This window comes from Bacillus sp. V26, from assembly GCF_034296245.1.
Classification (GTDB): Bacteria; Bacillota; Bacilli; order Bacillales; family Bacillaceae; genus Bacillus; species Bacillus halotolerans.
The window spans coordinates 1-444 of sequence record NZ_JAXKQF010000017.1 but is presented as its reverse complement, the minus strand read 5'-3'; the positions used below and the strand labels follow the sequence as shown (position 1 = coordinate 444).

At 47.5% G+C, this 444-nt stretch carries 2 tRNA genes and 1 rRNA gene; all 3 read right to left on the bottom strand.

The window, feature by feature from the left end:
• Positions 1 to 126: 126 nt before the first annotated feature.
• A tRNA-Ala gene (locus UJ203_RS20755) sits at positions 127 to 202 on the bottom strand.
• Positions 203 to 214: 12 nt separating this feature from the next.
• Positions 215 to 291 (bottom strand) — tRNA-Ile (locus UJ203_RS20750).
• A gap of 101 nt (positions 292 to 392) precedes the next feature.
• Positions 393 to 444: ribosomal RNA gene (locus UJ203_RS20745) — 16S ribosomal RNA — on the bottom strand; the annotation flags it as partial.

Genomic DNA, 444 nt, shown 5'->3' with positions numbered 1-444 from the left:
CTCCTAGTGCCAAGGCATCCACCGTGCGCCCTTTCTAACTTAACCGTTAAAAAGAATCACTATGTGATATCTTGTGTTACTAATTGAATGTGATGTCTACTGTTATCTAGTTTTCAAAGAACACGTTGGTGGAGCCTAGCGGGATCGAACCGCTGACCTCCTGCGTGCAAAGCAGGCGCTCTCCCAGCTGAGCTAAGGCCCCATTTGTATAAGATGGTGGGCCTGAGTGGACTCGAACCACCGACCTCACGCTTATCAGGCGTGCGCTCTAACCAGCTGAGCTACAGGCCCATCTTAACTTATTCAAGGAACAAAGTTCCTTCAAAACTAAACAAGACAGGGAACGTTCTGTTTATAAGACCCAAGGTCTTATATTCCGTAAATATCCTTAGAAAGGAGGTGATCCAGCCGCACCTTCCGATACGGCTACCTTGTTACGACTTC